Source organism: Achromobacter sp. 10T422 (genome assembly GCF_056394065.1).
In genome coordinates, this window is record NZ_JBFTHD010000008.1 from 1 (window position 1) to 24,801 (window position 24,801).

22 protein-coding genes are annotated in these 24,801 nt (G+C 64.2%); 14 read left to right on the plus strand and 8 right to left on the minus strand.

The genetic code is table 11. The annotated features are described in order from the left end of the window. Positions 1–527: 527 nt before the first annotated feature. The 9 genes from kdpF to AC1DB0_RS21615 all read left to right on the plus strand — a co-directional run bounded on the left by kdpF (position 528) and on the right by AC1DB0_RS21615 (position 11,109). Entirely contained in the window at positions 528–617 is a 90-nt protein-coding gene (gene kdpF / locus AC1DB0_RS21575; protein ID WP_006223569.1) for a K(+)-transporting ATPase subunit F, read from the plus strand. Then, the gene (gene kdpA / locus AC1DB0_RS21580) at positions 617–2,413 is read left to right on the plus strand and encodes a potassium-transporting ATPase subunit KdpA (RefSeq protein WP_476757759.1); all 1,797 of its coding nucleotides are present in this window, start codon (positions 617–619) and stop codon (positions 2,411–2,413) included. The genes kdpF and kdpA overlap by 1 nt, the downstream gene beginning before the upstream one ends. A 22-nt stretch (positions 2,414–2,435) precedes the next feature. Then, complete coding sequence (kdpB, locus tag AC1DB0_RS21585) at positions 2,436–4,595, plus strand: potassium-transporting ATPase subunit KdpB (RefSeq protein WP_054424394.1); 2,160 nt, start codon at positions 2,436–2,438, stop codon at positions 4,593–4,595. Between the two features lie 36 nt (positions 4,596–4,631). Then, the gene (gene kdpC, locus AC1DB0_RS21590) at positions 4,632–5,252 is read left to right on the plus strand and encodes a potassium-transporting ATPase subunit KdpC (protein ID WP_476757760.1); all 621 of its coding nucleotides are present in this window, start codon (positions 4,632–4,634) and stop codon (positions 5,250–5,252) included. Between the two features lie 51 nt (positions 5,253–5,303). Then, complete coding sequence (locus AC1DB0_RS21595) at positions 5,304–8,090, plus strand: sensor histidine kinase (RefSeq protein WP_054424398.1); 2,787 nt, start codon at positions 5,304–5,306, stop codon at positions 8,088–8,090. A gap of 12 nt (positions 8,091–8,102) precedes the next feature. Beyond that, positions 8,103–8,795 (plus strand): two-component system response regulator KdpE, encoded by a 693-nt coding sequence (gene kdpE, locus AC1DB0_RS21600; protein WP_476757762.1) that lies wholly within the window; start codon positions 8,103–8,105, stop codon positions 8,793–8,795. Between the two features lie 179 nt (positions 8,796–8,974). Beyond that, positions 8,975–9,742 carry a TorF family putative porin gene (locus AC1DB0_RS21605; protein ID WP_476757763.1) on the plus strand — a complete coding sequence of 256 codons (768 nt, stop codon included), beginning with the start codon at positions 8,975–8,977 and terminating at the stop codon, positions 9,740–9,742. Between the two features lie 143 nt (positions 9,743–9,885). Continuing rightward, positions 9,886–10,206, plus strand: coding sequence for a hypothetical protein (locus AC1DB0_RS21610; RefSeq protein WP_476757764.1), 321 nt, complete (start codon positions 9,886–9,888; stop codon positions 10,204–10,206). A gap of 3 nt (positions 10,207–10,209) precedes the next feature. Continuing rightward, positions 10,210–11,109 carry a 4-hydroxy-tetrahydrodipicolinate synthase family protein gene (locus AC1DB0_RS21615; protein WP_476757765.1) on the plus strand — a complete coding sequence of 300 codons (900 nt, stop codon included), beginning with the start codon at positions 10,210–10,212 and terminating at the stop codon, positions 11,107–11,109. On the opposite strand, the gene AC1DB0_RS21620 is transcribed toward AC1DB0_RS21615, so the two are convergent. From AC1DB0_RS21620 to icd, 3 genes are all read right to left on the minus strand, one after another. Then, complete coding sequence (locus tag AC1DB0_RS21620; protein WP_476757766.1) at positions 11,087–12,628, minus strand: methyl-accepting chemotaxis protein; 1,542 nt, start codon at positions 12,626–12,628, stop codon at positions 11,087–11,089. The two genes, AC1DB0_RS21615 and AC1DB0_RS21620, sit on opposite strands and share 23 nt — an antisense overlap. A 219-nt stretch (positions 12,629–12,847) precedes the next feature. Beyond that, a complete protein-coding gene (locus AC1DB0_RS21625) occupies positions 12,848–14,113 on the minus strand; it encodes an O-antigen ligase family protein (protein WP_476757767.1) in 1,266 nt (421 codons plus the stop codon). A 133-nt stretch (positions 14,114–14,246) separates the two neighbouring features. Continuing rightward, positions 14,247–15,503 (minus strand): NADP-dependent isocitrate dehydrogenase, encoded by a 1,257-nt coding sequence (gene icd / locus AC1DB0_RS21630; RefSeq protein ID WP_175170855.1) that lies wholly within the window; start codon positions 15,501–15,503, stop codon positions 14,247–14,249. Positions 15,504–15,708: 205 nt separating this feature from the next. Between icd and AC1DB0_RS21635 the strand changes: the two genes are divergently transcribed. Next, positions 15,709–16,134 carry a DUF1841 family protein gene (locus tag AC1DB0_RS21635; protein WP_054424409.1) on the plus strand — a complete coding sequence of 142 codons (426 nt, stop codon included), beginning with the start codon at positions 15,709–15,711 and terminating at the stop codon, positions 16,132–16,134. 13 nt (positions 16,135–16,147) lie between these two features. On the opposite strand, the gene AC1DB0_RS21640 is transcribed toward AC1DB0_RS21635, so the two are convergent. Both AC1DB0_RS21640 and AC1DB0_RS21645 read right to left on the minus strand, forming a co-directional pair. Beyond that, positions 16,148–16,510, minus strand: coding sequence for a c-type cytochrome (locus AC1DB0_RS21640; protein WP_054424411.1), 363 nt, complete (start codon positions 16,508–16,510; stop codon positions 16,148–16,150). Positions 16,511–16,520: 10 nt separating this feature from the next. After that, positions 16,521–16,874, minus strand: a complete 354-nt coding sequence (locus AC1DB0_RS21645) for a c-type cytochrome (protein WP_006217806.1) — start codon at positions 16,872–16,874, stop codon at positions 16,521–16,523. A gap of 187 nt (positions 16,875–17,061) precedes the next feature. Here AC1DB0_RS21645 and AC1DB0_RS21650 point away from each other — a divergent pair, with 187 nt between their 5' ends. Continuing rightward, on the plus strand, positions 17,062–17,943 hold the full coding sequence (locus AC1DB0_RS21650; RefSeq protein ID WP_054424413.1) for an AAA family ATPase: 882 nt from the start codon (positions 17,062–17,064) through the stop codon (positions 17,941–17,943). Between the two features lie 25 nt (positions 17,944–17,968). Next, positions 17,969–19,141 (plus strand): vWA domain-containing protein, encoded by a 1,173-nt coding sequence (locus AC1DB0_RS21655; RefSeq protein ID WP_175170854.1) that lies wholly within the window; start codon positions 17,969–17,971, stop codon positions 19,139–19,141. 18 nt (positions 19,142–19,159) lie between these two features. Here the strand turns inward: AC1DB0_RS21655 and AC1DB0_RS21660 are convergent, their stop codons facing one another. From AC1DB0_RS21660 to AC1DB0_RS21670, 3 genes are all read right to left on the minus strand, one after another. Beyond that, positions 19,160–19,717 carry a GNAT family N-acetyltransferase gene (locus AC1DB0_RS21660; RefSeq protein WP_346552149.1) on the minus strand — a complete coding sequence of 186 codons (558 nt, stop codon included), beginning with the start codon at positions 19,715–19,717 and terminating at the stop codon, positions 19,160–19,162. A gap of 102 nt (positions 19,718–19,819) precedes the next feature. Then, the gene (locus AC1DB0_RS21665) at positions 19,820–20,197 is read right to left on the minus strand and encodes a hypothetical protein (RefSeq protein ID WP_054424416.1); all 378 of its coding nucleotides are present in this window, start codon (positions 20,195–20,197) and stop codon (positions 19,820–19,822) included. Positions 20,198–20,446: 249 nt separating this feature from the next. Next, on the minus strand, positions 20,447–21,046 hold the full coding sequence (locus tag AC1DB0_RS21670) for a GNAT family N-acetyltransferase (RefSeq protein ID WP_427949729.1): 600 nt from the start codon (positions 21,044–21,046) through the stop codon (positions 20,447–20,449). A gap of 99 nt (positions 21,047–21,145) precedes the next feature. Between AC1DB0_RS21670 and AC1DB0_RS21675 the strand changes: the two genes are divergently transcribed. After that, positions 21,146–23,902, plus strand: coding sequence for a M16 family metallopeptidase (locus tag AC1DB0_RS21675; protein ID WP_476757768.1), 2,757 nt, complete (start codon positions 21,146–21,148; stop codon positions 23,900–23,902). Between the two features lie 295 nt (positions 23,903–24,197). Beyond that, a complete protein-coding gene (locus AC1DB0_RS21680) occupies positions 24,198–24,587 on the plus strand; it encodes a DUF4148 domain-containing protein (RefSeq protein ID WP_427221947.1) in 390 nt (129 codons plus the stop codon). Positions 24,588–24,801 lie beyond the last annotated feature (214 nt).

The window sequence follows — 24,801 nt, forward strand, 5'->3', positions numbered from 1 at the left end:
AGTGCGAAGCGAGTGCGAAGCGAGTGCGAAGCGAGTGCGAAGCGAGTGCGAAGCGAGTGCGAAGCGAGTGCGAAGCGAGTGCGAAGCGAGTGCGAAGCGAGTGCGAAGCGAGTGCGAAGCGAGTGCGAAGCGAGTGCGAAGCGAGTGCGAAGCGGGTGCCAAGCGGGTGCCAAGCGAAGACCCGGCCGGCCGCCGGGCCGCCCCAAGGCCGGCCAGCCCCCTCGGGGGGCAGCAAGCGAGCGAAGCGAGTGCGGCGTGGGGGTCCACATTTATTTCTTGTTTACACCCCCCTCCCCAACCTATATCCCGTTTTTACCCCCCGCTCCGTAACCTGCCGGTGTCCTGATTGGTCACCTGGCCTGCCCGGCGCGCATCCGCTTTTGCCGCGCAGGCCCGTCGTTCGAAGGGAGCGTGGCTCCCGGGAGGAAAAACGTGGATGCCATCTATATCGCCGTCTTCGCCGTCATGGCCGGGCTGACAGTTGCCCTGCTGCGCTTCTGCGAAGCCCTGTCTTCGGGGGAGCCGTCATGAATTGGCTCTATTGGGTCAGCGGCCTGACCGCCGCCCTGCTGTTCGTCTACCTGCTGGTGGCCCTGTTCAAACCGGAGAAATTCTAATGACCGCCGAATTCGTCGGACTGCTGGTCCTGTACCTGGCGGTCCTGCTTGCGATCGCGCCGCTGCTTGGGCGCTATATCCGTATCGCCATGGAAAACGGGCAATCCCGGCTTACCGCCTTGGGCCGCCCGCTTGAACGTGGCATTTACCGGCTGGCGGGCGTCGACCCGCAGGCCGAGATGGGCTGGAAGCGTTATGCGCTGGCCGTGCTCGCCTTCAACATTCTTGGCGTCGTGGTCGTGTACGCCCTGCAACGGGTCCAAGGCATGTTGCCGCTGAACCCGGCGGGCATGGGCGCCGTCACGTCGGACTCGGCGCTCAACACCGCCATCAGCTTTGTCAGCAACACCAACTGGCAGGGCTACGGCGGCGAAGCCACGATGAGCTACCTGACGCAGATGCTGGCGCTGACGGTGCAGAACTTCGTCTCGGCCGCCACCGGCATCGCCGTGCTGTTCGCGCTGATCCGCGGCCTGGCGCGCCATAGCTCCGCCACCATCGGCAACTTCTGGTCCGACATGGTCCGCTGCACGCTTTACGTGCTGCTGCCCCTGTCGTTCGTGCTGGCGCTGGCGCTTGTCAGCCAAGGCGTGATCCAGAATTTCAGCCCCTACCAGGACGTGCAGACGGTTGAAGCCCTGCACTACGACCAGCCGCGCGTGGATGCGCAAGGCCAGCCGGTGCTGGATGCAAAGGGCCAACCCGTGACCGACCCTGCGGTGACCTCGACGCAAACGCTGGCCATGGGCCCCGTGGCCTCGCAGGAAGCCATCAAGCTGTTGGGCACCAACGGCGGCGGCTTCTTCAACGCCAACTCCGCGCATCCGTTCGAGAACGCCACCCCGCTGGCGAACTTCCTGGAGATGCTGGCCATCCTGATGATTCCCGCCGCGCTGTGCTTCACATTCGGCGAAATGGTGGGCAGCCGGCGTCAGGGCATCGCCATCCTGGCCGCGATGACCGTGCTGTTCGCCGTCTTCGCGCTGGGTACGGCGTACTTCGAACAGCAGGCGAACCCCATGGCCGCGCAGGCCGGCGCCGACAGCGCAATGACCGCGCTCTCGCCCGGCGGCAACATGGAAGGCAAGGAAACCCGCTTTGGCATTGCGGCCACATCGCTGTTCGCCACCATCACCACGGCGGCGTCCTGCGGCGCGGTCAACGGCATGCACGACTCTCTGAACGCCATGGGCGGGCTGCCGCCGATGCTGCTGATGCAGTTGGGTGAAGTCGTTTATGGCGGCGTGGGTTCTGGCCTGTACGGCATGCTGGCCTTCGCCATCCTGGGCGTCTTCATCGCCGGGCTGATGATCGGCCGCACCCCGGAATACCTGGGCAAGAAGATCGAAGCGTACGACATGAAGATGGTGTCCATCGTCATTCTGGCCACGCCGCTGCTGGTGCTGGGCGGTACGGCGCTGGCGGTGTCGGTGTCGGCCGGCCAGGCGGGCGTGCTCAATCCGGGCATCCACGGGTTTTCCGAAATCCTTTATGCGCTGTCTTCCGCCGCCAATAACAACGGCAGCGCGTTCGCCGGCCTGTCCGCCAACACGCCCTTCTACAACGTGCTGCTGGGCATCGCGATGTGGTTCGGCCGCTTTGCCGTGATCGTCGCCGTGCTGGCGATGGCCGGGTCGCTGGCGGCCAAGCGCCGCCTGCCCGCCGGCCCCGGCAGCATGCCCACCACCGGCCCCCTCTTTGTGGTGCTGCTGATTGGCGCCGTACTGCTGGTGGGCGCCCTGACATATGTGCCCGCGCTGGCCTTGGGCCCGGTCGCGGAACACCTGCAACCCTGAATGCAACAGGCTAGGAATCAACATGGCCAAAATTGAAATGCCAACCTCCAGCGCAGGCGGCGGCGCTGCCCGCGCCCCCGCAACTGCCACGCAAGATCGCCCTTTCGGCATGTGGTCGCGCTCGCTTGTCGGGCCGGCCCTGGTGGACAGCCTGCGCAAGCTATCGCCCGCCGCGCAGCTGAAGAACCCCGTGATGTTCGTGGTGTACGTGGGCAGCATCCTCACCACGCTGCTCTGGGTCATGGCCCTGCGCGGCCAGGCCGAAGCCCCGGCGGGCTTCATCCTGGCCATTACCGTGTGGCTGTGGTTCACGGTGCTGTTCGCCAACTTCGCCGAGGCGCTGGCCGAAGGGCGCGGCAAGCAACAGGCGGCGACGTTACGCGGCCTGCGCACCACCATCAACGCCCGCTTGCTGAAAGGCTTTCGCGAGGCAGACGCCCGCGACGCCCAGCCCGCGCAATGGCGCGATCAGGCCATCAGCCAGCCCTCGGGCCTGCTGCGCCGTGACGACGTGGTGCTGGTGGAAGCCGGCGACACCATTCCCGGCGACGGCCAGGTCATTGCCGGCGTGGCGTCGGTGGACGAAAGCGCCATCACCGGTGAATCGGCCCCCGTCATCCGCGAATCGGGCGGCGACTTTTCTTCCGTCACGGGCGGCACGCGAGTGCTGTCCGACTGGATCTTCGTGCGCATCGCGGCCGATCCCGGCGAGAGCTTCCTGGACCGCATGATCGCCATGGTCGAAGGCGCCAAGCGCCAGAAGACGCCAAACGAACTGGCGCTGACGATTCTGCTGGTGGGCCTGACCGTGGTGTTCCTGCTGGTCGTCGTCACGCTGATGCCGTTCTCGATCTACGCGGTCAGTGCGGCCGGTGGCGGCGCGGCCGTCACGGTGACGGTGCTGGTGGCGCTGCTGGTCTGCCTGATCCCCACCACCATCGGCGGCCTGCTGTCGGCCATCGGCGTGGCGGGCATGAGCCGCATGATGAGCGCCAACGTCATCGCGACCTCGGGCCGCGCGGTGGAAGCGGCGGGCGATGTGGATGTGCTGCTGCTGGACAAGACCGGCACCATCACCTTCGGCAACCGTCAGGCGTCGACCTTCCTGCCCGCGCCCGGCGTGTCGCCGCGCGAACTGGCCGACGCCGCCCGCCTGGCGTCGCTGGCCGATGAAACGCCGGAAGGCCGCAGCATCGTGGCGCTGGCCGACAAGTCCCTGCACGCGCCGGCCGCGCGCATGATCGACGTCGAATTCGTGCCCTTCACGGCGCAGTCGCGCATGAGCGGCGTGAATCTGGGCGATCGCATGATCCGCAAGGGTGCGGTCGACGCCATTCAGTCGTGGATTGCCGCGCAAGACAACACGGTGCCTGAACCCGTCTTGCGCCTGGCCGAAGATGTGGCGCGGCGCGGCAGCACGCCGCTGATGGTCAGCGACGGCAACCGCGCGCTGGGTGTCGTGGAACTGAAAGACATCGTCAAGCCCGGCATTCAGTCGCGCTTTGCCGAGCTGCGCCGCATGGGCATCAAGACGGTGATGATCACGGGCGACAACAAGCTCACCGCCGCGTCCATTGCCGCCGAAGCGGGCGTAGACGACTTCCTGGCCGAAGCCACGCCCGAAGCCAAGCTGAAGCTGATTCGCGCCTATCAATCGGAAGGCCGGCTGGTGGCGATGACGGGCGACGGCACCAACGACGCGCCCGCACTGGCGCAGGCCGACGTGGCGGTGGCAATGAACTCGGGCACGCAGGCCGCCAAAGAGGCCGGCAACATGGTGGACCTGGACTCCAACCCCACCAAGCTCATCGAAATCGTCGAGATCGGCAAGCAGATGCTGATGACGCGCGGCGCGCTGACCACGTTCAGCGTGGCCAACGACGTGGCCAAGTACTTCGCCATCATTCCGGCCGCCTTCGCCACCGTGTACCCGCAACTGAACGTGCTGAACATCATGGCGCTGACGACGCCGGCGTCCGCCATCTTGTCGGCCGTGATCTTCAACGCGCTGATCATCGTCGTGCTGATCCCGCTGGCGCTCAAGGGTGTGCGCTACCGGCCGCTGGGCGCGTCTGTGCTGCTGCGCCGCAACCTGCTCATTTATGGCCTGGGCGGCCTGCTGGTGCCGTTTGCCGGCATCAAGCTGGTTGACATGGTGCTGGCCGCGCTGGGCTGGGTGTAAGCCAGCTCCCGCCCCGAAACCCGAAAGGAATTCATCATGAAACACACAGCCTCATCCCCCGCCCCCCTGCCTCGCCCGGGCGGCATCCTGCGCCCCGCGCTGGTCGTCTTCGCCGCCCTGTCGCTGGTGACGGGCCTGGCCTACCCCTTCCTGACGCGCGGCGTCGCGGCCGTGGTATTCCCGCACGAGGCGGCCGGCTCGCTCATCAAACAAGGCGACAAGGTCGTGGGGTCGGCGCTGATTGGCCAGTCGTTCACGTCGCCCCAGTATTTCTGGAGCCGGCCGTCCGCCACCGCGCCCATGCCGTATAACGGCGCGGCCTCGGGCGGGTCGAACCTGGGCCCGCGCAACCCCGCGCTGGCCGAAGCCATCCAGGCCCGCATCGCCGCGTTGAAAGCGGCGGACCCCGACAACCCCACGCCCGTGCCGGTGGACCTGATCACGGCGTCCGGCAGCGGGCTGGACCCGCACATCAGCCCGGCAGCGGCCGCCTACCAGGCCGCGCGCGTGGCCCGCGCCCGAAACTTGCCGCGCGCGCAGGTCGATGCGCTGATCCAGGCCAACACCGAGCAGCCCTGGCTGGGCGTGCTGGGGGACCCGGTCGTCAATGTGCTGATGCTGAATCTGGCGCTGGACAACTTGCGCCCGGCCCCATGAGCCCCGAGCGTATAGTATTGCCAGCTTTCCCCACCCCACTCTTGCGCGTTCATGGCTGATATTGCTGGCGAGCGTCCCGATCCCGACGCGCTCTTGAAGACCCTGGACGAGGCCGCGCGCCAAGCCGTGCGCGGCAAGCTGCGCGTGTACTTCGGATCGTCGGCCGGCGTGGGCAAGACCTACGCCATGCTGGTCGCGGCCCGGGCGCAAGCCGCGCAAGGGGTCAACGTGCTGGCGGGCATCGTCGAAACCCACGGCCGCCGCGAAACCGCGTCGCTGCTGGAAGGCTTGGCGGTGCTGCCGCTGAAAGACGTCGCGTATCGCGGCCACGTCCTGAAGGAATTCGATCTGGACGGCGCGCTGGCCGCCCGCCCCGGCCTGGTGCTGGTGGACGAACTGGCGCATTCCAACGCGCCGGGTTCGCGCCACGCCAAGCGCTGGCAAGACATTCAGGAATTGCTGGCGGCTGGCATCGACGTCTGGACCACGCTGAACGTGCAGCATCTGGACAGCCTGAACGAAGCCGTGGGCAGCATCACCGGCGTGCGCGTCTGGGAGACCGTGCCAGACGAGGTCTTCGACGCAGCCGACGAAGTCATGCTGGTGGACTTGTCGGCCGACGAGCTGCTGCGGCGCTTAAAGGAAGGCAAAGTCTATCTGCCCGAACAGGCCCGCCACGCCACGCGCAATTTCTTTCGCAAGGGCAACCTGATTGCACTGCGCGAATTGGCGCTGCGCCGCACGGCGGATCACGTCGATGACGACGTGCAGGCCTACCGGCGCGACCGCGCCATTGAACCCGTGTGGCGCACGCGCGAAGCGGTCGTCGCCTGCATCGGGCCGGACATCGATGCCGAATACGTCATCCGCAGCGCGCACCGCCTGAGCCAGCAGCTGGAGTGCGACTTGCACGTGGTCACCATCGACACCCCACGCGCCGCGCCCACGCCGCAAGCTGAGCAGGACCGTATGCAGCGCACGCTGGCGTTCGCGGATTCGCTGGGCGCACGCACTGAAACGCTGGCGGGCGGCGACATGGTCGACGCGGTGGTGCGTTACGTGCGCCGGCACAACATCACCAAGGCCATCGTCGGCCGCACGCGCGCCACCGGTTTGCAGCGGCTGCGCCTGTCGGTGTCCGCGCTGCTGACGGCCGCCATCACGCCCGGCTGGTTGTGGCGGCGGCACAGCTTCGCCGACATGCTGGCCGCGGGCTGCCCCGAGATCGACATCATCCGGCTGGGCGCGCCACCGCTGCCCGCCAGCGCCGCGCCCGGGCGCGACCCGCTCACGCTGGGCCGCCGCGCGAGTCTGGGCGCCGACGAGCGCACCGCCCGTTCCTGGGCCGGCTATGCCTGGGCGCTGTGCTATTGCGCGGCTGCCACGGGCTTGTCGATGCTGGCATTCCCCGTGCTGCACCAGACCAATATCGTCATGCTGTTTCTGCTGGCGGTGGTGGGCGTGGCGCTACGCCATGGACGCGGGCCGGCGGCGCTGGCATCCGTCGTCAGTGTGGCGCTGTTCGACTTTTTCTTCGTGCAGCCGCTGGCCTCGTTCGCCGTGTCCGACGTGCAGTACCTGCTGACCTTCGGCGTGCTGTTATCCGTGGGGTTACTGATCGGGCAACTGACGGCCGGCCTGCGCCTGCAAGCCCAGGCCTCGGTCAAGCGCGAAGCCGACGCGCGCAGCCTGTATGAATTTGCGCGTGAACTGTCATCGGCGCTGCTGCCCGAGCAGATCGTGGCGTCGGCCGGCGCCTTCGTGCACGCCACCTTCGGCTCGCGCTGCGCGCTGTATATCCTGGGGCTGGACGACCGGTTGAAACTCGCCTCGCCGGCATCCGACGACATGCCGCCGTTGGAGTCGGCGCTGGCCCAATGGGTCTACGATCACGGCCAGCCCGCAGGCGCTGGCACCGCAACCTTGTCCAACAGCGAGCTGCTGTACCTGCCGTTGAAAGCACCCATGCGCACGCGTGGCGTGCTGGCGCTGGCCGCCCCCCGCCGCAGCCTGTTCTCGCACCCGGATTCGCGCCGCCAGATCGAGGCCTACGCCACCCTGATCGCCATTGCGCTGGAACGGCTGCACTACGTGGAAGTGGCGCAGCAGGCACTGGTCAGCATGGAATCGGAGCGGCTGCGCAACTCGCTGCTGGCCGCCGTGTCGCACGATTTGCGCACCCCGCTGACCAGCCTGATCGGCATGACCGACACCTTGACGCGCCAACAGGCAACGCTTGCGCCCGACGTGCAGGACACCGTGCGCGCCATGCGCGACCAGGCGCAGCGCATGCACGCGCTGGTTGTCAACCTGCTGGACATGGCGCGCCTGCAAAGCCGCGACACGCCGCTGCGCCGGGAATGGCAATCGATTGAAGAGCTGGTGGGCGCATCGCTTGCCGCCATGCGCGAACCGCTGGCTGCGCATCACGTCACGGTCGCCAGCCTGTCGCAGCTGCCGCTGGTGGAATGCGATGGCGTGCTGATCGAACGCGTGCTGTGCAACCTGCTGGAGAACGCGGCCAAGTACACGCCCGCAGGCAGCACGCTGCATCTGCACGCGGCCGTCGTCGATGACGAACTGCGTGTAGCCGTCAGCGACAATGGCCCCGGTGTCGCCCCCGGCGCCGAACGCCGCATCTTCGAAAAATTCACGCGCGGCGAACGCGAATCCGCCACCCCCGGCGTTGGTCTGGGCCTGGCGGTGTGCGAAGCCATCATCTCGGCCCACCACGGCCGCATCTGGGTCGAACACACGCCGGGGCAGGCCTCTGGCGCGCAATTCGTCTTCAGCCTGCCGCTGGGCACGCCGCCCGCAATTCCTCCTGAAACCCATTGATTCCCCCAAAGCATGTTCGACTATCAGCCCACCGTCCTGATCATTGAAGACGACGCCAACATCCGGCGCTTCGTCCGCCAGGCCCTGGAAAGCGAAGGCTGCGTCGTGCACGAAGCCGACACCGTCAAGCGCGGCCTGATCGAAGCCGGCACCCGCCAACCCGACGCCATCGTGCTGGACCTGGGCTTGCCCGACGAAGACGGCATGACGCTCATCCGCGAATTGCGCGCGTGGACGGAAGTGCCGGTGCTGGTGCTGTCCGCCCGCAGCGCCGAGGCCGACAAGGTGGCCGCGCTGGACGCGGGCGCCGACGACTATCTGACCAAGCCCTTCGGTGTCAGCGAGCTGCTGGTCCGGCTGCGCGTGCTGCTGCGCCGGCATGCACGGGGCGGCGCGGGCAGCGCCGCCGAAATCACGTTTGGCGAGGTGCGCGTGGACTTCGCCAAACGCGTTGTCGAACGCAATGGCCAGCACGTGCACCTGACGGCCATGGAATACCGGCTGCTGGCCGCGCTATTGGCGCATCGCGGCAAGGTCATGACGCACCGTGAACTGCTGCGCGAGGTCTGGGGCCCATCGCATGTGGAAAGCAATCACTACCTGCGCATCTATATGGGTCATCTGCGCCAGAAGCTGGAAGCCGATCCTGCGCAGCCGGTATTCCTGATGACGGAAATCGGTGTGGGCTATCGCTTCGCGGGGTGAATGCCGGGTGGTGGGGATGGCGCCGCGTTGATGCGGTCTTGTTGATGCGGTGTTGTTAACGCGGCCTGGTTGACGCGGCACTCTTGATGCCGCCTTTATGCGGACCACGCGAGTCTTGTCTCGCGCTTTATGCCGATCCTCCTATTGTTGCGATCCTCATCCAACATCAGGAGCCTTCCATGTCCCGCAACACCCTGGCCGCGCTTGCGCTGCTTGCGCTTACCACCACCTCGCAGGCCAGCGAAGCCCCCGTCGCGACGACAACGCCCGCCGCCAGCGACTTCTCTTTATCGGCCAACCTCACGCTGGCCAGCCAGTACCGCTATCGCGGCCTGATGCAGTCGAACAACCAGCCCGCCATCCAAGGCGGCTTCGATCTGGCTCACGCGAGCGGCTTTTATCTGGGCAACTGGAATTCCAGCATCAGCTGGCTGGGCGACAGCAACAGCGCCGTGTCAGCCCCCGTCGAAATGGATTTCTACGGCGGCTACAAGGGCAATCTGACAGAAGGCGTGCCGGTTGACCTGGGCGTCTTGCAGTACTACTACCCCGGCGACTACCCGTCCGGATTCACCAGCCCCGACACCACCGAGCTCTATGCCGGCATCGGTTACGGCCCGGTGATGTTCAAGTATTCCATCGCCATGACCAACCTGTTCGGCTTTGCCGACAGCAAGTACAGCCAGTACTTTGACGTGACGGGCAACGTGGAAACGGGGCTGTGGGGCTTGACCCTGAACGCCCATGTCGGCCGCCAGATCGTGCGCAACGTCGACCACGGCTCCTATACCGATTGGAAGCTGGGGCTGACGAAAGACTTTGGAGCGGGCTTGTCGGTGTCGCTGGCGTACCTGGACACCAATGCCGACCGCGCGGTCTACACCAACACGCGCGGGCGCGACATGGGCCGCGCAACCGGCCTGCTGTCCGTGACCAAAACGTTTTGATCCGGCGCGGCGTTGACGCGTTTTTTATGCGCCGCGCCCGCTTTTATCGGCAGGATTTACGGTGCGATTTCTATAGTGGAATCGTCATCAACCAACCGGAATTACGGATCGCCGCAAGTGGCGAATCCGTCCCGCCCCCCGCCATGACTCCCCGACTGGATCGCCGCCCCCTGCTTTCGCCCGCTTCCTCTCCCGCGCTGCCCCTGCCGCAATCCGAGCGGGTGGCGCTGACGGTCAGGGTCGATACGCTGGATGCCCTGAAGGTGCGGCTGGCGCTGCACCGCGAGCTGGGCGACCGTATCGGCGTCTATGTGCTGTCGGTAGACCACGCCCATGCGCAAAGCACGCTGCAACTGCAGTGCGCCCGCCACGAACTCGGCGACCTGATGCACGCCGTCATGTGCGGCCTGCCCCAAGCGGAATTCGGCGCGGTGCGCCCGGCGTCGGCCATCACGGTGCAATAAGCCATGGACATGCCCGTTACGACCGCATTCGAAGGCATCTGGCTGCCGATGATCACGCCGCTGCGTGGCGGCTATGTCGACCTGGACGCCGCCCAGGCGCTGGCCCGCTACTACCGCAACGCCGGCATCGCCGGGCTGGTGCTGTTCGGCTCCACCGGCGAAGGCAACCTGCTGAGCCTGTCCGAAAAAATCGACATGGCAGAAGCCATCGCCAGCGATCCGCACGCACTGCCGCTGGTGTTTGGCGCAGGCGGCGTCGACACGCGCGGCGTCGCCACCGCCATCCGCCGCCTGGACAAACTGGCCCCCGCCGGCTATCTGGTGCCGCCGCCCTACTATTTGGGCCCATCGCAAGCCGGCATCCTGTGGCATTACCGCCAGATCGCCTGGGCAACCGAACGCCCCATCATTCTGTACAACATCCCCAAGCGGACTGGCGTGACGATGACAGTGGAGACCATGGAGAAGCTGGCGCTATTGCCCAACTTCAGCGCGGTCAAGGAATGCAATCCGTCGGTGCTGTCCGCCTTGAATGCGCGCGGACGCCTGGCCGCGCTGTGCGGCGAAGATCTGTCGCTGCTGGATCATTGGCTGGCGGGCGGACGCGGCGCCATCCCGGCCGCGGCGCACGTGTACCCGGAGCGCTATGTTGAAGTCATGCGCCTGGCGCAGGCGGGCCACGCCGAGGCCGCACGCGAACTCTTCGAGCCCTTGCGCGGCATGATCCGCCTGCTGTTCGCCGAACCCAACCCCGCGCCCATCAAGCGCGCCCTGGCGATGCAAGGGCTGATCACCGACGAGCTGCGCATGCCCATGACGCCGGCCAGCCGAGAGCTGAGCATCCGGCTGCAACGCGCCATGGGCGCGCTGCACAGCCTGCCTAGCCGGCTGCAGACAGCTTGAACACCGACACGGCGCGCGCCAGGTCGTCGGCCTGCTCGTGCAAGGTGGCGGCAGACGCGGCAAACTCCTCGACCAGCGCGGCGTTCTGCTGCGTCACGCTGTCCAGGTGCGTCACAGCCTGATTGATCTGTTCGATCCCCACGCTTTGCTCAGCCGACGCGGTGGCGATTTCGCCCATCAGGGGCGCGCTGGTGGCGGCGGATTCCAACACGCTGCCCATCGTGGCGCTGGCCTGTTCCACGCGCTGGCTGCCGCGCGCCACCGATTCGGACGAGGTTTCGATCAGCCCCTTGATCTCTTTGGCCGCAGTGGCCGAACGCTGCGCCAAGGCGCGAACCTCGCCCGCCACAACCGCAAAGCCACGCCCCTGCTCGCCGGCTCTTGCAGCTTCCACGGCCGCGTTCAGCGCCAGGATATTGGTCTGAAACGCAATGCCGTCGATCACGCTGATGATTTCGCCAATGCGCTGCGAACTGTGCGAGATCTCGTGCATGGCGTCGATGGCGTGTTGGGTCTCTTCACTGCCCTGGCGCGCCAGTTGCGCCGCCTGCCCCGCCAGCGAACTGACTTCGCGCACATGCTCGGCGCTTTGCTTGGCCGTGGCGGTGATTTCTTCCACGCTGGCCGCCGTCTGTTCCAGGGCGGCCGCCTGCTTTTCGGTGCGATCCGACAAGTCCATGCTGCCCGCGGCAATCTGGCGCGAGGCCGCCGCGATGGAGCTGGTGGAATGCACGATGGTGCGCACGGCAACGTCCAGGCGTTGCTGCATTCTTCCCATGCCCTCGAACAAACGGCCGATCTCGCCCCGATGGTGGCGCGACACCGCGGAAGACAAATCGCCATTAGCCACGCGCTCGCACAAGGCCACGGCTTCATCCAGCGGGTTGATCACATGGGTGCGGAAAAAGCGCAGGGCGGCGATCAGCACCAGGGCCAGCAAGCCCAGCGTCACACCGCCCTGCCGCCACAAGGTGCCGTAAAACGCGTCATCGACATCATCCACGTACAGCCCGGTGAAGATCAGCCAGCCCCACTCCGCGTCATAGGCGGCATAGCTGATCTTGGGCAGCGCCTCGTCGGCGCCCGGCCGGGGATAGCGGTACTCCACATAGCCGCCGCCCGCCTTACCTTCGGCATAAAGGTTTTCAAAGATCGGCAGGCCGTCCACATCCTTGATGGCGCGCACGTTCGTGCCCACCAGCTTGGCGTCAGGGTGCGCCAGCAAGGCGTAGTCGTCACCGAACACCCCCACATAACCATCAGCGCCGTAGCGCAGTTGCGTCAGGCGCCGCGCCACATTGCGCTTGGCCTCCGCCAGCGGCATGCCTTCACTGACGCTTTGCTTGCCGTTGCGCAAGATGCCCGCGGACAGATCCAGTACGTGGCGCAACTCCGTCTTCCGTTCGGCCACCATCTCTATGCGCCGCTGCCATGCGTCCCAGGTGCCTAGCGCCAGAACGGCAACGCCAATGGCGAACACGAACCACAACAGCTCCCTGCGCAGACTGGAATTTTTCACAGCCTCTCCTCGTAGTGCCCATTCTTATGCCTGAAACCTTTCGCGGCAGAATGTGACGGTTTATGTATTGCGTTCCGTCAGAATACGGTGACACAGCAGGGTTTTCACTAGGTCGACCTCGTCGACTTGATCTAACGCAAGGCCCATAAAAAAAACGCAAGGCGAGTGCGCCTTGCGTCAGGTAATGCTTGCACTGCGCGGGAATTTACCCGCCCGTCTTCAGCGCCGCAGCGCGCGGTTGGCGGCCTCGGCTACGCGAGGCGTCGTCAACGCAATCAGCGTCACGACGATGAGCGAATAATTGGGCACGCTGCGCATATTGCGGAACATCATTTCCGTCAGGCTGAATGCGCAGTAGCTCAGGCAGAACAGCAGGCCCAGTTGCGCCCCCACTCGGATCACCCGGTCGTCGCTCGCCATGCGGCGGAAAAACACCGCGGCTGGCAACAGATACAGGGTCAGGATGCTCAACAAGCCCAGCAGCCCATAACCGGACAACGCGGCCAGCATGTCGTTGTGCGGTTCGCCAAACCCTTCAACGACCTCGGCGGTCACGATCCCCTGGGTTTCCAGCTGGCGCAGTTCCTCGCGGAACTTGCTGGGCCCGATTCCCACGATGGGACTTTTCTGGAACATGAGGATGGACGCGTGCCACAGCTGCAAGCGGATACCGAAAGACGTATCGCGATTGGCCGAGGTGGAATAGCCCTGCACGTCTTTCGAGATCTCGTGCATGCGCGTGCTGAACGTCCAGATGGCGGCGGCGCTGGCCACCAGCGCCACACAGACGGCCAATGCGCAATACACCTTGTGGCGGCGCTTCCAGTTGCGCAGGCCCAGCAAGAACACCACCCCCAGAATGGGCAGCAACATCCAGCTGCTGCGCGTCTCGGACTCCCATGTGGCGTAGACGGACAGCGCCACGGCCACCAGCTTTACCGTAGTCTCGGCGCGCGGCCAGCGCGTACAGGGGCCAAAGCCCAGGGACAACAGCGTCATCGCGCCAAACAGCAGCGTCATGTTTGCAAACGCCACGGCGTTATAGCGCCCGCCGACATCAACCATGGCGCCACGCCCTTGCGTTTCCATGGTGACGATCAGCAGCACCGAACCGGCAATGGCGCCCGCCAAAATGCTCCACTGCACCAGCTTCAGCCATCGCTGCGGCGCGCGCAGCAGCAGCCAGAGCACCGGCAGCGCCAGCGCAAAGCGCAGCAGCTTCTCCAGCTCTGAATTGCTCCACACGCCTCGCACCGCGGACGTGATGAACATACAGGCCAGCGGCAGCAGCAACACCAGCGACATCGGCCACAACTCGCCAAACGCCATGGGCTCGTAACGCTTGATGGCGTTCACCGCCAGCGCCGTCAGCGCGACCAGGCCGGCCAGGTAAAGCACGGCGGGGCCACCCACCGGGCTGGTCAGCGCCAGGGCAGGAACCAGCAATACCAGCCAAGTGGCCAGGGAAACATACATTCGGGGCACAGCGATCAACCTGAAAAGAACGATGCAAGCGCAGCGCGCTTCATGCGAGTAAGGGTAGATAAACCCGGTAGACAAAACCCGCCCGCCATGACGGCGGGCGGGTTCTACGGAGCAATGCGGAGCGAACCGCGAATTACATGTTTTCGATCATGACCTGACCGAAGCCCGAGCACGACACTTGCGTCGCGCCTTCGAGCAGGCGGGCGAAGTCGTACGTGACCTTCTTGGACAGAATGGATTTTTCCATGCTGGAGATGATCAGGTCGGCGGCTTCGGTCCAGCCCATGTGGCGCAGCATCATTTCGGCCGACAGGATTTCGGAACCGGGGTTCACGTAGTCTTTGCCTGCGTACTTGGGCGCCGTGCCGTGGGTGGCTTCAAACATGGCCACCGAGTCCGACAGGTTGGCCCCCGGCGCAATGCCGATGCCGCCCACTTGCGCGGCCAGCGCGTCAGAGATGTAGTCGCCGTTCAGGTTCAGCGTGGCGATGACGTCGTACTCGGCCGGGCGCAGCAGAATCTGCTGCAGGAAGGCGTCGGCGATCACGTCCTTGACGATGATCTCGCGCCCGGTCTTCGGGTTCTTGAACTTGCACCACGGGCCGCCGTCGATCAGCTGCGCACCGAATTCCTTTTGCAGCAGCTCGTAGCCCCAGTCGCGGAAGCCACCTTCCGTGAACTTCATGATGTTGCCCTTGTGCACCAGGGTCAGCGACGTGCGGTCATTGTCGATGACATACTGCGCGGCTTTGCGCACCAGGCGCTCGGTGCCTTCGCGCGACACGGGCTTGATGCCGATGGACGAGGTGTTCGGGAAGCGGATCTTCTTCACGCCGAGCTTGGTTTGCAGGAACTGGATCAGCTCCTTGGCCTGCTCGCTTTCGGCCATGTATTCAATACCCGCGTAGATGTCTTCCGAGTTCTCGCGGAAAATCACCATATTGGTCTTTTCGGGTTCACGCACCGGCGAGGGCACGCCCTTGAAGTACGCCACCGGACGCAGGCAGACGTACAGGTCCAGTTGCTGGCGCAGCGCGACGTTCAACGAACGGATGCCGCCGCCGACCGGGGTGGTCAGCGGGCCCTTGATGGACACCACGTAGTCTTTGACGACTTCCAGGGTTTCATCGGGCAGCCACACGTCGGGGCCGTAGACCTTGGTGGCCTTCTCGCCCGCGTAGACTTCCATCCAGTGGATCTTGCGCTTGCCGCCGTAGGCCTTTTGCACCGCGGCGTCGACAACCTTGATCATCACCGGGGTGATATCGGCGCCCGTGCCGTCGCCTTCGATGAAGGGAACGATGGGCTGTTCAGGCACATTCAGCGAGAAATCAGCGTTGACCGTGATCTTCTGGCCGCCAGCGGGAACCTTGATATGTTGGTAGGTCATGAATGCTCCATTTGCTCCGGGTGGTTTTTCTGCATGCGCCGCATCGGAAAGCGTCCGATTCCGCAGGGGAAAATCACCCTCGCGAACCGCACTCCGGATGGCGTATAGCAACCAATTCTATATCGCAAAGACGCTACAGAAACCTGACCGCGCCCCGGGGGCGGTAAAATAGTGCATCTCCATCCCGCATTTCTGCCCCGACCCGATGTTCAATCCCTCACGCGACCAAGTCCGCGAATTCTTTATCGACACTTGGCGCAAGCACCGCGCCAACGAGGTGCTGACCCCGCTTGAGGCCATCGCGCTGGACTGGATCATCGAGCATCCGGAATATCACGGCGACCTTGAAAGCCCCGACGCCATGACCGCGGAATACGCGGTGGAAAAGGGCCGCACGAATCCTTTTCTGCATTTGTCCATGCACCTGGCCATTGCAGAGCAGCTGTCAATCGACCATCCGCCCGGCATCCGCCTCGCCTATCAGCAACTGACGGCGCGCTCGGACGCCCACCACGCGGCGCACGAGATCATGGAATGCCTGGGACAGGTGGTGTGGGAAGCGCAGCGGCTGGGCACGCCGCTGGACAGCGACAGCTATATCGATCTGATCCGCCGCCGCGCCAGCCTTTGAACCCGCTAGCGGGTTATTTGCGTACGCCCAGGTCGCTGGGCAAGGACGCCAGCCACGCCGATACGTTGGAGATGTCCTGGTCGGACAGTTGCGTGGCGAACGCGCCCATGATGGGGTTCTTGCGCACATTGGCCGTGGCCGCGCTGCCGGAGGCGCCGCGTTTGTAGGCTTTCAGTGCATGGGACAGGTAATCGGCGTGCTGGCCGGCCAGCGTCGGGTAGGCCGGGTCCACCGCCGTTTTGGCGTCGGCGCCATGGCACGACGCGCAATTGAATTTGTCGAAGACGGCCTTGCCAGCCGCCAGATCCTGCGCGTGGGCGGCAGAGCCTGCGATAGCGAGGGTCGCGCCCAGAAGGGCAAGCATCGTGCGATTCATGGTTTGCCCCTTATTTGAGATTCGAGTAGTACGCGGCCAGATCGGCGATGTCCTGGTCGGACAAACTGCCGGCAATGGCGTCCATCGTGGGATGGCTGCGCGCGCCTTTCTTGTACTCGTTAAGGGCGGTTTCGATGTACTTGGCGTTCTGGCCAGCAATCATCGGCACGTGATAGAGCTCGGGAAACGTCGCCTTGTAGCCTTCGATGCCATGGCATCCGATGCACATGGAAACCTTGTCGCGGGCGTTTTGGATATTACCGACAGGCGCTGCGTCAGCAGCAACAGCCTGGCCGGCGATCGCACAGGATGCCATCGCGGCCAACACGGAAACCGTGCACTTCAGAGAGGTTCGCAACTTCATTGGAATGGCTCTTCTTGGTATGGCTTAAGGACTAGGGCCTGCTCACACGTTGGCCCCCTGCAAACACGTTGCGGGTCGAACCCAGCTGCAAATCCAACTGCAAAACCGCCTGATTGTACGATAATTGCCCAGGATTAATACCTTACGATGGGTTTGATCCCCGTCAATTCTCGGAAGCCATCAGACAATGTCAGCAGCCCAGTCCGCCACCTCCGCGTCGCCTGCCCGCTTTAACGGCACCGACAGTTATGTCGCCACCGATGACCTGAAACTCGCCGTCAACGCCGCCCTGACCTTGCAGCGCCCCTTGCTTATCAAGGGCGAGCCCGGCACCGGCAAGACCATGCTGGCCGAAGAGGTCGCACGCGCGCTGGGCCGGCCGCTGCTGCAATGGCATATCAAGTCCACCACGAAGGCGCATCAGGGCTTGTACGAATACGATGCCGTGTCGCGGCTGCGCGACTCGCAGCTGGGTGATGAAAAAGTCCGCGATATCCGCAACTACATCGTGCAAGGCACCTTGTGGCAAGCGTTCCAGGCGGATGAGCCGGTGGTGTTGCTGATCGACGAAATCGACAAGGCCGACATCGAATTCCCCAACGACCTGCTGCGCGAACTGGACCGCATGGAATTCCATGTGTACGAAACGCGCGAGACCATTTCCGCGCGCCATCGCCCGCTGGTCATCATCACGTCCAACAACGAGAAGGACCTGCCCGACGCCTTCTTGCGCCGCTGCTTTTTCCATTACATCCGCTTCCCCGACCGCGACACCATGCGCGACATCGTGGCCGTGCACTACCCGCATTTGAAGCAGGACGTGCTGCGTGCGGCGCTGGACACGTTCTTTGCGCTGCGCGATGCGCCGGGCCTGAAGAAAAAGCCGTCAACGTCGGAACTGCTGGACTGGCTGCGCCTGTTGCTGGCTGAAAACGCCACGGCCGCCGAAATCGACGCACACACCGCCACCGCCGTGCCCCTGATGGCCGGCGCCTTGTTGAAGAATGAGCAAGACGTGCATCTGCTGGAACGCCTCGCGGCCATGACGCGCGGCGGCCAGCGCCGCTGATCTTGCCGCCACGCGCAGCCCGCTCATGCTGATCGACTTTTTCTACCACCTCCGGGCACACAAGCTGCCCGTCTCGGTCAAGGAATACCTGACGCTCGTGGACGCGCTGCGCCACGACCTGATGGCGCCCACGCTGGACGAGTTCTACTTCCTGGCGCGCGCCACGCTGGTCAAGGACGAGTCGCTTTACGACCGCTACGACAAGGCCTTCGGCGCCTACTACAAAGGCATCGAAGCCGCCCTGCCCGCCGGCAAGGAGATCCCGCTGGACTGGCTGATCAAGCAGTTCGAAAAGAACCTGTCGCCCGAAGACAAAGCCGCCATCGAAAAGCACGGCTGGGACAAGCTGATGGAGCTCTTCAAGGAACGCATGGAAGAGCAGAAGGAACGCCACGCGGGCGGCAGCAAATGGATCGGCACGGGTGGCACCTCGCCGTTCGGCAACGGCGGCTATCACCCCGAAGGCATCCGCGTGGGCGGCGCATCGGCCGGCAACCGCACGGCCGTGAAGGTCTGGGACATGCGCCAGTTCAAGGACTACGACGATCAGGTCGAACTTGGCACGCGCAACTTCAAGGTTGCGTTGCGCCGGCTGCGGCGTTTCGCGCGCGCCGGCGCCGAGATGGAGCTGGACCTGGACGACACCATCGCCAGCACCGCCCGCAATGCCGGCCACCTGGACTTACGCATGGTTCCCGAACGGCACAACACGGTAAAGGTGCTGATGCTGCTGGACGTGGGCGGCAGCATGGACGACCACATCGGCCGCGTCGAGGAACTGTTCTCGGCCGCGCGCAGTGAATTTCGCAACCTGGAAGTCTATTACTTCCACAATTGCCCCTACGAAAGCCTGTGGCAAAGCAATCGGCGGCGTCAGAACGAACGCTTCGACACCTGGGACGTGCTGCGCAAGTACAACCCGGACTGGCGGCTGATCATCGTCGGTGACGCCACCATGAGCCCTTACGAAATCCTGCAACCGGGCGGGTCGGTTGAGCACTACAACAAGGAGCCCGGCGCGCAATGGATGCGGCGGCTGCTGGATGCCTGGCCGAAATCCGTCTGGCTGAATCCGGAGCCCACGGCGTCCTGGCAGTACCGTCAATCCATCGCGCTGATGCGCGACATCATGCAAGACCGCATGTACCCAGTCACGGTTGCCGGTCTGGAACAAGCCATGCGGGTGCTGTCGAAATAACGCGCGGCCGGTAAGGGATCAGCCATCCACCGGCTGTTCAGGCGTATCCAGAATCCGCTGATAAAACGCCAGGTCCAGCCACCGGCCAAACTTGAATCCCGCTTGCTTGACCGTGCCGGCGTGCGTGAAGCCCAGCTTTTCATGCAGGCGGATGCTGCCGTCGTTGGACGCATCAATGCCGCCCACCAGCACGTGCACCTGATTCTGGCGCGCCCGCTCAATCAGCACGCGCATCATCGCTTCGCCCAGGCCCTTGCCGCGAAAACGTCCGTCGACATACACGGAATGCTCGACGGAATACTTGAACGCGGGCCACGCGCGGAAAGTGCCGTAGCTGGCGAACGCCATCAGCTCACCGTCTGCGTTCTCGAAACCGACCACCGGAAAGCCGCCCTGCTGCTTGGTCTGGAACCAGCCCTGCATCGCCTCGCGCGGACGTGGCTTGTAGTCATACAGCGCGGTCGAGTTGACGATCGCGTCATTGAAGATGGCCAGAATCTGGTCTGCATGGCGTTCATGCGTGCAGTCGACAAGGATTGCGCCGTCGGGCGCGACGATTTCAGCGGGCGTTTTCATGGGCAAAAGTGTACCGGGCGGCTCTGGAACCCGTCACGCGCCACGCATAAAAAAAACCGGCAATCTGCCGGTTCAGTAAGGTGTTGCCGCTTCTGGCCACTCTCAGGCGGCGCGGCTCTCCACTGATCGGTTGGCGGCGGACGCACTGCGCAAGCCGGGGCATTGGCGCCAGGACAGTTCGTCTGCATCCATGTCCAGGTCGAATAGGTCGTTCGCGGCCGGCCAAGGATGGCTGCGCGCGGCGGCGCCTTCCATCTCCAGCACATGTCCGGCGAACCCGCGGGGCGAACCGCCGCACTCCTCGAAATACCGCTGGGTGCTCAAGTCCACCACATAGGTGGTCATGTCATGGGTCAGTATGGCCACGAATTGGCCGTCATCACTGGCATAGGCGTACTGAAATTGCCCTTTGATCCCGTCGCCGTTCAAGGCGTTGCCGGTCAGTTGGGACAAGGCACGCGTGACGATCTCGGTCAGCATGGGTCGTTCCTCCGAAAAATGCGCCGGCAGGATGCCGGCAGCGAAGGCGCGAACGACAAGCACCGGCGCCGCACTCAAAGCGGCGTCTGGCGTTGGACGGGAAGCCGGTAGACGGCTGTCGCGCATCCCGTCGGCAACAGCTACTACGTCTTCAAAAGCTTACACCCGCGAACCTGCCGACCTCAAATTTGCCTTGTGCACTAAGGATATTGCAATGCAACACCCTATGACGACGCGGTTTTCGGGCCGTTATGCGGCTGCGACCGGCATGCCGCCTAGGTCGGCGTCACCATTTTTTGTTCGCATCCAATGCTCCCGCGGCAGGCGATAAAGCACATGTTGTTGCAACGGGTGCCCCTTCGCCACAGCGGGATGATCGAACAGGTCGGCATCCGCAAGCATGCCCAGCTTCTCCATCACCGCCCTTGAACGCTGGTTGCCCACCGCCGTGAAGGCCACGATTTCGTGCAGGCCCACCTGCTCGAAACCCACGCGCAGCGCGGCCTCGGCCGCTTCTCTGGCGTAGCCCCGGCCCCAGTACGGCTGCGCCAGACGCCAGCCGATTTCTACGCCCGGCGCAAACGGCAGCGTCGGCGGCATCGGCTTGATGCCCACGAAACCGACAAACGGCGCCACGCCGGGCGCCTCAACCGCCCAAAAACCCCAGCCATGTTCATCAATGCCCGCCGCCAGGCGGCCAGCCAATGCATCGCTTTCGGACTCGGACAGCGGCAGCAGGAACTCGGTGACGCGCGGGTCTGCGTTCATTGCCGCGAACGGCTTGCGATCATCGGCGCGCCATTGGCGCAGCACAAGCCGCGGCGTTTCAACTTCCAGAGATAGAGACATGTTGCACTTCCTTGCCTTGCGCTACGGGGTGGCAGCCCCTGAACCATTGCCAACGTATACACTCCAACGGATTCTGCCATGCCAAAGGAATTGTCTGCCATGCGCCTGTCCCTGTCGAAGCTGCCGCGCCCGTTGGGTGTGCTGCTGTTCTCATCCTTCCTGGCCTTTCAGGCCGGCGCCGCGCCCCTCCCGGCGGGTGTCTCGGAGGCCGCCTCGATTGAAGGCATTACCGAATACCGCCTGGCCAACGGCTTGAGAGTGCTGCTGGTTCCCGATGAATCCAAGCCGTCCACCACCGTCAACATGACGTACCTGGTGGGCTCGCGCAACGAGAACTACGGCCAGACCGGCATGGCGCACCTGCTTGAACACATGCTGTTCAAAGGCACGTCCACCACCCGCAACGCCATGGGTGAATTCTCGCGCCGCGGCTTGCAAGCCAACGGCTCGACCTCCAGCGACCGCACCAATTACTTCGCCAGCTTCGCCGCCAACCCCGACACCTTGAAGTGGTATCTGGGCTGGCAGGCCGACGCCATGGTCAATTCCCTGATCGCCAAGGAAGACCTGGACTCGGAAATGACCGTCGTCCGCAACGAAATGGAAAGCGGCGAAAACAGCCCGTCCCGCATCCTGATGCAGAAGATGCAGGCCGCCGCCTTTCAGTGGCACAGCTACGGCAAGAACACCATCGGCGCGCGCTCCGACGTTGAAAACGTCGACATCGCCCAACTGCGCGCCTTCTATCACGAGTACTACCAGCCCGATAACGCCGTGCTGATCGTGGCCGGCAAGTTCGACCCGCAAGCTACGCTGGCGGATATTCAGGAAACGCTAGGCAAACTGCCCAAGCCCGAGCGCAAGCTGCCGCCCGAATACACGGTGGAACCCACGCAAGACGGCGAACGCTCGGTGACCTTGCGTCGCACGGGCGGCACCCCGCTGGTGGCCGCGATGTACCACATCCCTGCGGCCGGCAGCGCAGACTTCGTGCCGCTGGACCTGGCCACCGTCATTCTGTCCGACACGCCGTCGGGCCGCCTGTATCACGCGCTGGTCGCCACCAAGCTGGCTTCGGGCGTGTTTGGCTTCACCATGGAAAACCGCGACCCGGGCCTGGCGATGTTCGGCGCGCAGCTGCCCCCCGGCAAGAACCTGGTCACCGCCATGACGGCGCTGACCAGCACGCTGGAAACGCTGGCGAAGAAGCCCTTCACGCAACAGGAGCTGGACCGCGCGCGCAGCAAATGGCTGACCGCGTGGGAACAGACCTATAGCGATCCCGAGCAGGTGGGCGTGGCGCTGTCTGAAGCGATCGCCGCGGGCGACTGGCGCTTGTTCTTCCTGCAACGCGACCGCGCACGCAAGGCCTCGCTGGCCGACGTGCAACAGGCCGCTGTCACGTATCTGGTGCAAAGCAACCGCATTGAAGGCCGCTACATCCCCACCGAAAAGCCGGTGCGCGCCCCGCAATTGCAGCGTGAAGACCTGACTGCCGTTTTCAAGGACTACAAGGGCGACCCCGACTTCAAGGCCGCATCCGCCTTTGATCCCACGCCGGAAAATATCGACAAGCTCACCCAGCGCAAGAAGCTGGACCTGCCCAACGGCCCGGTCCAACTGGCGCTCTTGCCCAAGGCCACGCGCGGCAACCGCGTGCAGGCGCAGATGCTGATCCAGTTCGGCAATGAAAAAGACCTGCGTGGCCAACGCGTGAACGCCAGCGCCGTCGCCGACCTGCTGACCCGCGGTACGGCCAAGCTGTCGCGCCAGGACATCCAGGACCGTCTGGACAAGCTGCAAGCCGAGCTTGGCTTCAGCGGCGGCGGCACCACGCTCAAAGTCGCGATGTCGACCAAGAGCGAAAACTTGCCCGAACTGACCGCGCTGGCGCTCGAGATCGTGCGCACCGCGAACTTCCCGAAGGAACAGCTCGAGGAATACCAACGCCAGATCGAGACCTCGATCCAGAACGCCATGACCGAGCCCTCGGCGCTGGCCGGCCGCGCCCTGGCTCGCCAGGACAACCCGTGGCCTGCCGATGACCTGCGCTATGTGCCCACGTTTGACGAAGCGCTGGCCAGCGTGCGCGGCCTGAACCGCGACGCCCTGGTCAAGTTCCACACCAAGTTCTATGGCGCGGGCAAGATCGAGTATTCGGCCGTTGGCGATTTCGAGCCGGAAGCCGTGGAAAAGGCCATCAAGACCGGTTTGGCCGGCTGGAAGAAGGCGCCCGCCTACACCCGCGTGCCCAACCCCTACCGCGACATTCCCGCCAAGCAGTTCGACATCGACACGCCCGACAAGGCCAACGCCTTCTATATCTCGCGCATGCCGCTGAAGCTGCAAGACACGGACGCCGACTATGCGGCCCTGTACCTGGCCAACTACCTGTTCGGCGCGTCGGAAACGTCACGCTTGTGGAACCGCGTGCGTGAAACCGAAGGGCTGTCGTACAACGTGCGCAGCTCGCTGTCGGTCTCGTCGTTCGAACCCAGCGCCAGCTGGACCATGTACGCCATCTACGCGCCRCAAAACCGCGAGCGCCTGGAGAAGGCCATCAACGAGGAATTGGCCCGCGTGCTGAAAGAAGGCTTCTCGGACAAGGAAATTTCCGACGGCATCAATGCGCTGCTGAACTACCGCAACCTGGCCCGCGCGCAGGACGACATCCTGGCCAGCACGTGGCTGGACTATCTGCAACGCGGCCGCACATTCGAATGGTCGGCCGAGATGGACAAAAAGATCTCGGCGCTGAAACCCGAAGCGGTCAACGCCGCCCTGCGCAAGTACCTGCGGCCGGACGGCTTCAGCACCGCCGTGGCAGGCGACTTCAAAAAGAAGGCAACGCCTTGATCCGCTGAGCGCTTCTCGCAACACCGGCCCCTGCCTTGTGCAGGGGCTTTTTTTTGCACGATGAAATCCGGGTTCCCAGGCAGCCAGCCCTTTGAATCCGCATAACCATGCCATAGGTGGGGAATTTTTTTCACAAATAACTTATTACTCGGTTATTTGGAAAGATGTTTTCAAGGAATACGGGTTTATCCCAGGTGGGATGACGCGCACAATTCAGTCATCGGGAACAAACAACGAACCACGACGGAGGGCCGCCGGATTCGGTCCCCACTAAAAACGAATTGGAGGTCTCACCATGAAAACCCTAACCACCACCCTGCTTCTGTCCCTAGCCCTGGTTGGCGTTGGCGCCCAAGCCGCCGGCCTTGAACAAGCCAAGACAAGCGCACAAGTCGCGACCGAATTGCAGCAAGCCAAGGCCAGCGGTCAATACACCTTCGGCGAACTGGACTATCCGCCCGCCCAACCCCAAGCGGCCAGCCTGACCTCGCAAGACGTGCAAGCGCAGTTGCAACAAGCCAAGATCAGCGGCGAATACACGTTCGGTGAACTGCAATACCCGCCCGTCGTTGCGGCTCCGGCCAGCGTGAAGACCCGCGCCGAAGTCCAGCAGGAACTGGCTCAAGCCAAGGCCAGCGGCCAATACACGTTCGGCGAACTCGAATACCCGCCGATCACCCGGTGAGCTGCTTGCTGTAGCCCGGCCGGCCTCAGGCGGCACCATGGCTTGAGGCCGGTTTCTTCCGGTACAGCGGCAACCGCAGTAGCAGTACCCAGTAGTAGCAGTACCCAGAAGTAGCAGTACGAGGTAGTAGCAGTACGAAGCACTAGCAGTACGAAGTAGTAGCAGTACGAAGTAGTAGCGGTACGAAGTAGCAGCAGTACGAAGTAGTAGCGGT